Source organism: Streptomyces deserti (genome assembly GCF_054782695.1).
In genome coordinates, this window is the sequence record NZ_BAAGRZ010000015.1 from 38,235 (window position 1) to 50,438 (window position 12,204).

At 68.9% G+C, this 12,204-nt stretch carries 9 protein-coding genes and 1 tRNA gene; 5 read left to right on the plus strand and 5 right to left on the minus strand.

Features of this window, described 5'->3' with window-relative positions:
• Positions 1-114 precede the first annotated feature (114 nt).
• From hrpA to ACYVMZ_RS23470, 3 genes are all read left to right on the plus strand, one after another.
• Positions 115-4,059 carry an ATP-dependent RNA helicase HrpA gene (gene hrpA / locus ACYVMZ_RS23460; RefSeq protein ID WP_461082759.1) on the plus strand — a complete coding sequence of 1,315 codons (3,945 nt, stop codon included), beginning with the start codon at positions 115-117 and terminating at the stop codon, positions 4,057-4,059.
• Positions 4,060-4,153: 94 nt separating this feature from the next.
• Positions 4,154-4,228 (plus strand) — tRNA-Asp (locus tag ACYVMZ_RS23465).
• 294 nt (positions 4,229-4,522) lie between these two features.
• The gene (locus tag ACYVMZ_RS23470; RefSeq protein WP_461082761.1) at positions 4,523-4,714 is read left to right on the plus strand and encodes a DUF6274 family protein; all 192 of its coding nucleotides are present in this window, start codon (positions 4,523-4,525) and stop codon (positions 4,712-4,714) included.
• Positions 4,715-5,148: 434 nt separating this feature from the next.
• Here ACYVMZ_RS23470 and bldC read toward each other — a convergent pair whose 3' ends face one another.
• Together bldC and ACYVMZ_RS23480 are read right to left on the minus strand one after the other, a co-directional pair.
• Complete coding sequence (bldC, locus tag ACYVMZ_RS23475; RefSeq protein ID WP_003949541.1) at positions 5,149-5,355, minus strand: developmental transcriptional regulator BldC; 207 nt, start codon at positions 5,353-5,355, stop codon at positions 5,149-5,151.
• Positions 5,356-5,921: 566 nt separating this feature from the next.
• Complete coding sequence (locus tag ACYVMZ_RS23480) at positions 5,922-6,764, minus strand: hypothetical protein (protein WP_461082763.1); 843 nt, start codon at positions 6,762-6,764, stop codon at positions 5,922-5,924.
• 222 nt (positions 6,765-6,986) lie between these two features.
• On the opposite strand from ACYVMZ_RS23480, the gene ACYVMZ_RS23485 reads away from it, so the two are divergent.
• Both ACYVMZ_RS23485 and ACYVMZ_RS23490 read left to right on the plus strand, forming a co-directional pair.
• Positions 6,987-8,075: a Leu/Phe/Val dehydrogenase gene (locus ACYVMZ_RS23485; protein ID WP_461082765.1), complete on the plus strand. Its 1,089-nt coding sequence runs from the start codon at positions 6,987-6,989 to the stop codon at positions 8,073-8,075.
• Between the two features lie 311 nt (positions 8,076-8,386).
• Entirely contained in the window at positions 8,387-8,635 is a 249-nt protein-coding gene (locus ACYVMZ_RS23490; protein WP_461082767.1) for a DUF3073 domain-containing protein, read from the plus strand.
• Positions 8,636-8,703: 68 nt separating this feature from the next.
• Here ACYVMZ_RS23490 and purM read toward each other — a convergent pair whose 3' ends face one another.
• From purM to ACYVMZ_RS23505, 3 genes are all read right to left on the minus strand, one after another.
• On the minus strand, positions 8,704-9,786 hold the full coding sequence (purM, locus tag ACYVMZ_RS23495; RefSeq protein WP_461082769.1) for a phosphoribosylformylglycinamidine cyclo-ligase: 1,083 nt from the start codon (positions 9,784-9,786) through the stop codon (positions 8,704-8,706).
• A 45-nt stretch (positions 9,787-9,831) separates the two neighbouring features.
• Positions 9,832-11,361: an amidophosphoribosyltransferase gene (gene purF, locus ACYVMZ_RS23500; protein WP_461082771.1), complete on the minus strand. Its 1,530-nt coding sequence runs from the start codon at positions 11,359-11,361 to the stop codon at positions 9,832-9,834.
• Positions 11,362-11,423: 62 nt separating this feature from the next.
• A complete protein-coding gene (locus ACYVMZ_RS23505; RefSeq protein ID WP_461082773.1) occupies positions 11,424-12,203 on the minus strand; it encodes an META domain-containing protein in 780 nt (259 codons plus the stop codon).
• Between the last annotated feature and the right edge of the window lies 1 nt (position 12,204).

Genomic DNA, 12,204 nt, shown 5'->3' on the forward strand with positions numbered 1-12,204 from the left:
CTCTGAGCGGCATGGTCTCCGAGCGGGACAGGCGTGACCGAGGACCCCCGGCCCGACCGCCGCAGGCAAAAGCGTTAGCCACGAATTTCCCCGGGATGAGATCCTGGATCCCGTATGTCTACGCACCCCGCCCCCGCCCTCGGCGCTCTCGCCCCCCGCCTGACCGAGCTGTCCCTGCGCGACGCGCACCGGCTCGGGCGCAGGCTCGAGGGCGCGCGCAAGATCCGTAAGCCGGAGGCCCGGGCCGCCGTCCTCACCGAGATCGAGGCGGAGGTCACCAAGGCCGAGGAGCGGATGGCCGAGCGACGCGCCCGCGTTCCCGAGGTCATCTACCCCGAGCAGCTGCCCGTCAGCCAGAAGAAGGACGCGATCGCCGACGCCATCCGCGACCACCAGGTCGTGATCGTCGCCGGTGAGACCGGTTCCGGCAAGACCACACAGATCCCGAAGATCTGCCTGGAGCTCGGCCGCGGTGTCCGCGGCATGATCGGGCACACCCAGCCTCGCCGTATCGCCGCCCGTACCGTCGCGGAGCGAGTCGCCGAAGAGCTCGACACCCCGCTCGGCGAGGCCGTCGGCTGGAAGGTCCGCTTCACCGACCAGGTGAACCCGGACGCCACCTTCATCAAGCTGATGACCGACGGCATCCTGCTCGCCGAGATCCAGACCGACCGCGAGCTGCGCGCCTACGACACGATCATCATCGACGAGGCCCACGAGCGGTCCCTCAACATCGACTTCCTGCTGGGGTATCTGTCTCAGCTGCTTCCGAAGCGGCCCGACCTCAAGGTCGTGATCACCTCCGCGACCATCGACCCCGAGCGCTTCTCCCGGCACTTCAACGACGCGCCGATCATCGAGGTCAGCGGCCGGACGTACCCGGTCGAGGTCCGCTACCGGCCGCTCCTCGAGGAGGACGGGGAGGACTCCGACCGGGACCAGATCACCGCGATCACCGACGCCGTGGAAGAGCTCATGGCCGAGGGACCCGGTGACATCCTCGTCTTCCTCTCCGGTGAGCGCGAGATCCGGGACACCGCGGACGCCCTCACGAAGAAGCAGTACAGATTCACGGAGATCCTGCCCCTCTACGCCCGGCTCTCCCACGCCGAGCAGCACCGCGTCTTCCAGCCGCACACCGGACGCAGGATCGTTCTGGCCACCAACGTCGCCGAGACCTCCCTGACCGTCCCGGGCATCAAGTACGTCATCGACCCCGGCTTCGCCCGCATCTCCCGGTACAGCCACCGGACCAAGGTGCAGCGCCTGCCCATCGAGCCGATCTCGCAGGCCAGCGCCAACCAGCGCAAGGGCCGCTGCGGCCGTACGTCCGACGGCATCTGCATCCGGCTGTACAGCGAGGACGACTTCCTCTCCCGGCCGGAGTTCACGGACGCCGAGATCCTCCGCACGAACCTCGCCTCCGTCATCCTGCAGATGACCGCGGCCGGCCTCGGCGACATCGAGAAGTTCCCGTTCATCGACCCGCCGGACCACCGCAACATCCGCGACGGCGTCCAACTCCTCCAGGAGCTGGGCGCGCTGGACCCTGCGCAGAAGGACCCGCGCAAGCGGCTCACGGACACCGGCCGCAAGCTGGCCCAGCTGCCCGTCGACCCGCGCCTGGCCCGCATGGTCCTGGAGGCCGACAAGAACGGCTGCGTCCGCGAGGTCATGGTCATAGCGGCCGCACTGTCCATCCAGGACCCGCGCGAGCGCCCCGCCGACAAGCAGACGCAGGCCGACCAGCAGCACGCCCGCTTCAAGGACGAGACGAGCGACTTCCTCGCCTACCTCAACCTGTGGCGTTACATCCGCGAACAGCAGAAGGAACGGGGCTCGTCCTCCTTCCGCCGGATGTGCAAGCAGGAGTACCTGAACTTCCTGCGCATCCGCGAGTGGCAGGACATCTACACCCAGCTGCGCACGGTCGCCAAGCAGATGGGCATCCACCTCAACGAGGACGATGCCCCCGCCGACCGCATCCACATCTCGCTCCTGGCCGGCCTCCTGTCCCACATCGGGATGAAGGACGTGAAGGACGGCGCGAAGAACGAGTACCTGGGCGCCCGCAACGCCAAGTTCGCGATCTTCCCGGGTTCGGCCCTGTTCAAGAAGCCTCCGCGGTTCGTCATGTCCGCCGAACTCGTCGAGACCTCCCGCCTCTGGGCCCGCGTCAACGCCAAGATCGAGCCGGAGTGGGTGGAACCCCTCGCCGGCCACCTCCTCAAGCGCACGTACAGCGAACCGCACTGGGAGAAGGACCAGGCCGCGGTGATGGCGTACGAGAAGGTCACGCTGTACGGCGTCCCGATCGTCGCCCAGCGGAAGGTCAACTACGGCCGGATCGACCCGGAGGTCAGCCGCGAGCTGTTCATCCGGCACGCCCTGGTCGAGGGCGACTGGCGCACGCACCACAAGTTCTTCGCCGACAACCGCAAACTCCTCACCGAGGTCGAGGAGTTGGAGCACCGCGCCCGGCGCCGGGACATCCTGGTCGACGACGAGACGCTGTTCGACTTCTACGACCGGCGCATCCCCGAGCACGTCGTCGCCGGCGCCCACTTCGACTCCTGGTGGAAGCGCAAACGGCACGAGCAGCCCGACTTCCTCGACTTCGAGCGCGAGATGCTCATCAACGAGAAGGCGGGCGCGGTCACCAAGGACGACTACCCGGACTCCTGGCGCCAAGGGAACCTCAAGTTCCGCGTCACCTACCAGTTCGAGCCGGGCGCGGACGCCGACGGCGTGACCGTCCACATCCCGCTCCAGGTCCTCAACCAGGTCACCGACGAGGGCTTCGACTGGCAGATCCCGGGCCTGAGGGAAGAACTCGTCACGGAGCTCATCCGCTCCCTCCCGAAGCCGATCCGCCGCAATTACGTCCCGGCCCCGAACTACGCGAAGGCGTTCCTGGAGCGGGCGGTCCCCCTCCAGGAGCCGCTGACCGTGACCATGGCGCGCGAGCTGAAGCGCATGGTCGGCGTCCCCTTCGAGGCCGACGACTTCGACTGGTCCAAGGTCCCCGACCACCTGAAGATCACGTTCCGGATCGTCGACGAGCGACGCCGCAAGCTCGCCGAGGACAAGGACCTGGAAGCGCTGAAGATCCGGCTGAAGCCCAAGGCGCGCAAGGCCCTGTCGCAGGCGGCCGCGGCGACGGCCGAGCGCCAGGGCGGTGAGTCCCTGGAGCGCAAGGGGCTGACCGACTGGACGATCGGCACGCTGACCCGCGTCTTCGAGACCCGCCGGGCCGGCCAGCCGGTCAAGGCGTACCCGGCGCTGGTCGACGACGGCGACACGGTCTCCGTCCGCCTCTTCGACACCGAGGCCGAGCAGGCCGAGGCGATGTGGAAGGGCACGCGCCGGCTGATCCTGCGCAACATCCCTGTCAATCCAGCGAAGTTCGCATCCGAGAAGCTGACGAACGCCCAGAAGCTCGCCCTGTCCGCGAATCCGCACGGCTCCATCCAGGCCCTGTTCGACGACTGCGCGACGGCCGCCGCCGACAAGCTGATCGCCGACTTCGGCGGCCCGGCGTGGGACGAGGAGTCGTACCGGAAGCTGTACGACAAGGTCCGCGCCGAGATCGTCGACACGACCGTCCGCACGGTGGGCCAGGTGCAGCAGGTGCTGGCCGCCTGGCAGGCCTGTGAGCGCCGCCTGAAGGCCGTACGCAGCCCCGCGCTGCTGCCGAACCTCCAGGACGTCCGGAAGCAGCTGGACGGCCTTGTGAAGCCCGGCTTCGTGACGGAGGCGGGGCTGCGGCGGCTGCCGGACCTGATGCGGTATCTGATCGCGGCGGACCGCCGCCTGCAGCAGATGCCGACGAACGTCCAGCGGGACACCACCCGCATGGAGAAGGTCCACGAGATGCAGGACGAGTACGCCTGGCTGCTCGAGCAGATGCCGCAGGGCCGGCCCGTTCCCCAGCAGGTCCTGGACATCCGCTGGATGATCGAGGAGCTCCGGGTCAGCTACTTCGCCCACGCGCTGGGTACGGCGTACCCCGTCTCCGACAAGCGGATCGTGAAGGCGATCGACGCGCTGGCGCCGTGACGGCGTGCGTACGGAGGGTGAGTTCGACCAGCGGGCTCACCCTCCTGTACAGTCTCTTCTCGCAGCGCACCGCACGAATGGCGCCGCGAAACCTGGTCCTGTGGAGCAGTTTGGAGTGCTCGCCACCCTGTCAAGGTGGAGGCCGCGGGTTCAAATCCCGTCAGGACCGCAGTGAACGAAGCAGGGCCCGCACCCCACTGGGGTGCGGGCCCTGCTTCGTGACCACCGACGCCCCGCTCGCCACCCCGTCAAGAGGGAGGCCGCGCCCGCGGCGCAGCCGCGATCGGGTACAGCAAATGCCGTCAGGACCGCAGAAAGAGAGCCCGGGTCTTCGGACCCGGGCTCTTCTCCGTCTGGCGTCCTGTACGGCCCCTCGGCGGTTCTCCGCGTCTTGACGCCGTCACATTCGCTCGGTACCCAGAAACCAGGGCCCGTTCCCGGTACGGCCCCCTGGAGGTGGCGTATGGCGGCATCGGCTAGGCACGAGACGCGGGCACTGCTCCGCGCGCACCTGGCGGCCGCGTCGTCGTACCGGCATCTCACTCGCCACTGCCCGATCTGCCACCGCCTGCTGCGGCTCGCGATGGACTCCGCCCCGCGCCCCACGGAGCGGCGCGAGGAGACCGTCGAGGACGAGAGCCCGACCACCGCGTGATCACCCTCCGCCCCAACACCTGTCCCCTCTAGCGCAGATACGCCGGAGGCAACAAGCTCCCTGGCATGTGACGGGTGTCACCGCATGAGTTTCGGGAAGCGCGGTACTTACACCTCGCCTACAACAGGTCAATTTAATATGTGCAATTGCACCACCTGCGGGGGATCGCACCCAGGGGATCCGACACCCCTCCCCAGACTCCGACAAGGCCGCTCACAGCCACCTCCCCCGAGCCCCGGTGGGCGCACAAAAAAGATCGCGCTGGACCCGGCGGAGTCCAGCGCGATCGACGACGCACCCTGTCACATGCCTGGAGAGCTCTGATCGGCTTGGGCGAGGGGACTGTTGGGGCAGTACCCCGCGTCGCTTGGAGCTGTGGTTCCGGACGCCTCGGCCGGTGGGGGACCAGCCGTTTTGCCCGGTTATTCAGTTGTTCAGGCCTCGCTGCGCTGCTGCGGGATGCCCGCGAGCAGAGCGCGGACCTCGGCCTCGCGGTAGCGGCGGTGCCCGCCGAGCGTGCGGATCGACGTGAGCTTGCCGGCCTTCGCCCAGCGCGTGACCGTCTTCGGGTCGACGCGGAACATGGTGGCGACCTCAGCCGGGGTCAGCAGCGGCTCGGCATCAGGGGTGCGAGCGGTCATGAGCGGCCTCCTCGGGAGAACCGAACCTTCTCGGTTCATTCCTCTAAATTCTGCACCTTGACCCGCGTTGCCCGAAATGAGCGGACGCGAGTCGAGTCGGTTATAGGACGAACGGCTTGTCCTCGGCACTACAACTACACCATCTGTCCAGCCGCGTCGGCCAAACCGATGGAATTGCCCTCCAGGTGTTCATCAGCGACGGAAGCCGATGGACCATGCCATAGCGGACAGTCACGCCACTGTGACGATCAGTCACAGTGGCGATCCAGAGTCTCCACGACCCCCCAAAGCGTGCAATGTCGAGAGATTCCGCCCACAGTGGGGCGGAAGGAGCCCTCCCCGGACTCCTTGTCCTATTTTGGCATGAGGAGGGGTAAGGGGCGCAAGGGTCTTGTAAGTGCAGTCCGTCACGCATGAGACAGTTGACACATACGCCCGGATCGGGTTCTACGTCCCTTGTTGACGGAGGATCAGGATCCGCAGAGCCCGTCCAAGAACATCCTCAGGAACCTCCTCAGGAACCTCAGTGCGAGGACGAAACCCCAAAAAGGGCGCCACGTCAAACGTCAGTTCGCCGACCGCAGGTCCCGCACCGACCGCCACCGCTCCACCAGCCGCCCGTACGCGGCCCCCGCGGTCACCCCGTCGCCGCGCCGCAGGGCCGCGATCCCCTCGGCCACGTCGGCCGCCGAGTGGTCGCCCTCCAGCGCACCGGCCGGCAGGGCGTGCACCAGGCCGCCGTAGTCCAGCTCGACGTACGAGCGCGGGTGGAACTCCTCCAGCCACCGCCCGACGTCCACCAGGCCGTCGATGAGCGGCCCCTCGTCCATGGCCTCCTTCAGCGCCCGCAGGCCCCGGGCCACCCGCCGACGGGCCTGGACCATCGGCGTGCGGTAGCGCAGCACGGGCGCCTCGTCGGCGGAGCCCTTGTCGTACTCGCGCTCCTCGTCGGAGACCAGCACGAACCAGTTGATCGGCACCTGCCAGGTCGCCGTGCGGATCCACGGCCGGGCGTCCGGGTTGTCGGCCAGCCAGCGCTCGTAGTCCTGGGCGGTCTGGCGGCGCAGCACCGGGGGCAGGACGGCGTCCAGGACCGGCGCCGGAAGCTCCTCGGCGAGCTCGGCGAGGGCCTGCCAGCCGCGCAGCCGGGTGCGCCAGGGGCAGACGCAGATCACGCCGTCGACGTCGAGCACGAAGGCGTCCTCGCTCTCGTGCACCGGCACCGGAACCGGCGGGGTCGGCGCCAAGTCGGCCAGCGCGCGGCGGAGTTCGTCCTGGTACGAGGGGCGGTCGGTGCGGCGGGCGTAGCGCGCCCAGTGGCTGCGCTCCGGCTCCGGGAAGGCGGCCAGCGGTTCGTAGACGCGGAGGTATGCCGCGTAGGGGACGATCACCGAGGACACCTTGGGCACGCCTGCTCCCTCCCCCGCGCTCCGTCGCGAAAACCTGCGGAACCCACTCACAAACGCGCGGGAAATCTATGCAAATCGTCGCACGGACGTACTCCGCACGGAGGTGATCCTGAGCACTGTGCGGCCGGCGGGCCCGCCAGGCTCTAATCTCGTGCTCACAGCCCCCGCCACCCGCACGGGAGCCTGTCACCACCCGCCGCTACTTACTCAGGAGTCACCACAGTGACCGACGTAACCGACGGCGTCCTGCACACCCTCTTCCAGTCTGACCAAGGGGGACATGAGCAGGTCGTGCTCTGCCAGGACCGCGCCAGCGGCCTCAAGGCCGTCATCGCCATCCACTCCACCGCCCTGGGCCCCGCGCTCGGCGGTACGCGCTTCTACCCGTACGCGACCGAGGAGGAGGCCGTCGCCGACGCGCTGAACCTCGCGCGCGGGATGTCGTACAAGAACGCCATGGCCGGTCTCGACCACGGCGGCGGCAAGGCCGTGATCATCGGAGACCCGGAGAAGGACAAGACCGAGGAGCTGCTCCTCGCCTACGGCCGGTTCGTCGCCTCGCTCGGTGGCCGCTACGTCACCGCCTGCGACGTCGGTACGTACGTCGCCGACATGGACGTCGTGGCGCGCGAGTGCCGCTGGACGACGGGCCGGTCGCCGGAGCAGGGCGGCGCCGGGGACTCCTCCGTCCTCACCGCCTACGGCGTCTACCAGGGCATGCGGGCCTCCGCCCAGCACCTGTGGGGCGACCCGACGCTGCGCGGCCGCAAGGTCGGCATCGCCGGCGTCGGCAAGGTCGGCCGCCACCTGGTCGACCACCTGCGCGACGAGGGCGCCGAGGTCGTCGTCACGGACGTGCGCGAGGAGGCCGTCCGGCGGATCCTCGACCGGCACCCCGAGGGCGTGACGGCCGTCCTCGACACCGAGGCGCTGATCCGCGTCGAGGGCCTGGACATCTACGCCCCCTGCGCGCTCGGCGGGGCGCTCAACGACGACACCGTGCCGGTGCTGACCGCCAAGGTGGTCTGCGGTGCCGCCAACAACCAGCTCGCCCACCCGGGTGTGGAGAAGGACCTCGCCGACCGCGGGATCCTCTACGCGCCGGACTACGTGGTGAACGCCGGCGGTGTCATCCAGGTCGCCGACGAGCTGCACGGCTTCGACTTCGAGCGGTGCAAGGCGAAGGCCGCGAAGATCTTCGACACCACGCTCGCCATATTCGCACGTGCGAAGGAGGACGGCATTCCGCCGGCCGCCGCGGCCGACCGGATCGCCGAGCAGCGGATGGCGGAGGCGCGGCCCAGGCGCTAGCCGGGGGCCGTCGAAGAAGGCTCCGCGGCAGGTTTGACCGGTACCCGTCGGTGGGCACTTAGAGAGAACTCTCACTTCCACCGGCGGGTCGACCGCCGATAAGTGGTTAAAATCGCGGTTGACCAGCGAGGACGGGGCGCCTCGAAGGTCCTGGGCACGGGCACGTCCTGCGGGCGACGTACCGTATGGGCGCGGGCTCAGGTACCGTGGAAGCCCTACGGACCGGCCTCTCCACGGAGAGTCCGTTCTGGACCATGAACGCGTGTCAAGACTCTGGGGCCGTCGAGCCCCGTCGTTGAGGGGGTCGAGCCATGGGGCGCGGCCGGGCCAAGGCCAAGCAGACGAAGGTCGCCCGCCAGCTGAAGTACAACAGCGGTGGGACGGACCTCGCACGCCTGGCCGAGGAGCTGGGCGCATCGACGTCGAACACGTCGCCGAACGGCGACCGGTTCGAGGACGATGAGCACGACGACGACCTGTACGCAAAGTACGCCGACCTCTACGGGGACGACGACGAGGACGAGGACGACCAGTCCTCTCAGCAGCGTCGCGGCGCTTGACCTTGCAGTGAGCATCAACCCGGTCGGTGACCTCGGTCACCGACCGGGTTCTGTGCTGCCTACAGGTCTCAGTTCGCGTAGTCGCCGACCAGGGCGGCACCGGTGGTGTGCTCACCGCGGTCCGTGATCTCGCCGGCCACCCAGGCGTCCACACCCCGGTCGGCCAGGGTCGCGAGCGCCACGTCCGTGGACTCCTCCGGCACGATCGCGATCATGCCGACGCCCATGTTCAGGGTCTTCTCCAGCTCCAGGCGCTCGACCTGACCGGTCCGGCCGACGAGCTCGAAGACCGGGGCCGGGGTCCAGGTGGAGCGGTCGACGACCGCGTGCAGACCGTCCGGGATGACGCGTGCCAGGTTGGCCGCCAGTCCGCCGCCGGTGACGTGGCTGAAGGCGTGCACGTCGGTGGTGCGGATCAGGGCCAGGCAGTCCAGCGAGTAGATCTTCGTCGGCTCGAGGAGTTCCTCGCCGAGGGTGCGGCCGAGCTCGTCGATCTGCGTCTCCAGGGCGAGTCCCGCCTGGTCCAGCAGGACGTGCCGGACGAGGGAGTACCCGTTCGAGTGAAGACCGGAGGACGCCATGGCGATCACGGCGTCACCCTTACGGATACGATCCGCGCCGAGCACCCGGTCGGCCTCCACGACGCCCGTACCGGCGCCGGCGACGTCGAAGTCGTCCTCGCCCAGCAGGCCCGGGTGCTCTGCCGTCTCGCCGCCCACCAGGGCGCAGCCGGCCAGGACGCAGCCCTCGGCGATGCCCTTCACGATGGCGGCGACACGCTCGGGGTGGACCTTGCCGACGCAGATGTAGTCGGTCATGAACAGCGGCTCGGCGCCGCACACCACGATGTCGTCCATGACCATGGCGACCAGGTCGTGGCCGATGGTGTCGTAGACGCCCAGCCGGCGGGCGATGTCGACCTTCGTGCCGACGCCGTCGGTGGCGGAGGCGAGCAGGGGACGGTCGTAGTTCTTGAGGGCGGAGGCGTCGAAGAGGCCGGCGAAACCGCCGAGGCCGCCGAGGACCTCGGGGCGCTGGGTCTTCTTCACCCACTCCTTCATCAGCTCGACGGCGCGGTCGCCCGCTTCGATGTCGACACCTGCCGTTTTGTAAGAAGCAGCTGCGTAGCTGGCACCAGTTGTCTCAGACATGGCTAAGGAGAACCTTCGTGTCGTACAGCAGGTAATGCGGGCTGTCTACGGGCGGCGGATCGCGTCGGCCGCGGCCGTGGCGGCCGGGCCCGCGGCCAGCTCCGTCTCCAGGAGCTGCTTGCCGAGGAGCTCGGGGTCGGGGAGTTCCATCGGGTACTCGCCGTCGAAGCAGGCACGGCACAGGTTCGGCTTGGCGATGGTGGTCGCCTCGATCATGCCGTCGATGGAGATGTACGCCAGGGAGTCGGCGCCGAGCGAGGTGCCGATCTCCTCGATGGTCATGCCGTTGGCGATGAGCTCGGCGCGGGTGGCGAAGTCGATGCCGAAGAAGCAGGGCCACTTCACGGGGGGAGAGGAAATCCGGATGTGGACTTCCGCCGCGCCCGCCTCGCGGAGCATGCGGACCAGGGCCCGCTGGGTGTTGCCGCGCACGATCGAGTCATCGACGACGACCAGGCGCTTGCCCTTGATGACTTCCTTCAGCGGGTTCAGCTTCAGGCGGATGCCGAGCTGCCGGATGGTCTGCGAGGGCTGGATGAACGTACGGCCGACGTACGCGTTCTTCACCAGGCCGGCGCCGAAGGGGATGCCGGACGCCTCCGCGTAGCCGATGGCGGCGGGGGTGCCGGACTCCGGGGTCGGTATCACCAGGTCGGCCTCGACCGGGGCCTCCTTGGCGAGGCGGCGGCCCATCTCCACACGGGAGAGGTACACGTTCCGGCCGGCGATGTCGGTGTCCGGGCGGGCCAGGTACACGTACTCGAAGACGCAGCCCTTGGGCTTCGCTTCCGCGAACCGGGAGGTGCGCAGGCCGTTCTCGTCGATGGCGACGAACTCGCCCGGCTCGATCTCACGGACGAAGCTGGCGCCCGTGATGTCCAGGGCGGCGGTCTCGGAGGCGACGACCCAGCCGCGCTCCAGGCGGCCGAGGACCAGCGGGCGGATGCCCTGCGGGTCGCGGGCCGCGTACAGGGTGTGCTCGTCCATGAAGACGAGGGAGAAGGCGCCGCGCACCTGGGGCAGGACCTGGCCGGCCGCCTCCTCGACGGTCAGCGGCTTTCCGTCCTCGTCGACCTGGGCCGCGAGGAGCGCGGTGAGCAGGTCGGTGTCGTTGGTGGCCGCCACGCGCGGGCTGCGGCCGCCCTCCTGCTTGGGCAGGTCGGCGACCATCTCGGCGAGCTGGGCGGTGTTGACGAGGTTGCCGTTGTGGCCGAGCGCGATGGAGCCGTGCGCGGTGGCGCGGAACGTCGGCTGGGCGTTCTCCCACACGGAGGCGCCGGTGGTCGAGTAGCGGGCGTGACCGACCGCGATGTGACCCTGGAGCGAACCGAGCGAGGTCTCGTCGAAGACCTGGGAGACCAGGCCCATGTCCTTGAAGACGAGGATCTGGGAGCCGTTGCTGACCGCGATTCCCGCGGATTCCTGACCCCGGTGCTGGAGGGCGTAGAGCCCGAAGTACGTGAGCTTTGCGACCTCTTCGCCCGGAGCCCAGACACCGAAGACGCCGCATGCGTCCTGGGGGCCTTTCTCACCGGGGAGCAGATCGTGATTGAGTCGACCGTCACCACGTGGCACGCCACCGAGTGTAGGCGAGATCGGCCAATGGTCCGAATGGGGGATCGACCCTCAGGAGTGGATCACCGCTCGGCGACCGCCCGGACACTCGTGCCGTTGTCGCTGGTCAGGGTGAGGGTGCGGTGATCGACTCCGTACCTGAGCTGTCCGTCGAACAGGCGCAGCAGGGTCTTCTCGGTGTCCATGAGTGAGTCTTCGCACATCATTCGGGTGGTGGACGGGGTGCCGAGGGTGATATGGCCGTCGCGGACGGTGGCCTTGGCGTTCACGTGGTTGCAGCCGAGCCGGCCGGAGACGGTGTCCTTCTTGTCGTCGAAGGTGAGGTGGGCGCGGCCGTCGGCGCCGGGGGACGTGACGGTCCACTTGGTGCCGTACAGCGGGGCGTCCTCGGACCTGGTCAGGCGGACGGTGTCGCCGTCGTCGGTGGTGAGGGTGAGGCGGTCGCTCTTCACCTGCGCCTTCAGTTCGCTGTCGGCGAGGGTGCGGGCGAGGGTCCGTTCGAAGGCCATGGGTTTCCTCTCGCAGGCCATCTGGGTCGTCGCGGTGTCGCTGAGCCGGATGCGGTCGCCGTCGATGGCGGCCCGGGCGCTGAAGTGGTTGCAGCCGTAGCTGCCCTCGGCCCGGCCGCCCTTGTCGATCGTCACGTGGGCGTCGGCGGGGGCGCGGTGGTCGGTGCCGTCGACGGTGACGCTGTCGACGCTCCACAGGACGCCGGTCACGGGCTTCTCCACGTCGGCCGAGCCACTGCCGCCGCCCGCCTGCTCGCTGCCACAGGCCGCGGCGAGCGGGACGAGCACGGCGACGGCGGCCGTCAGGGTCATGCGCTGCTTCTGCCTGTACATG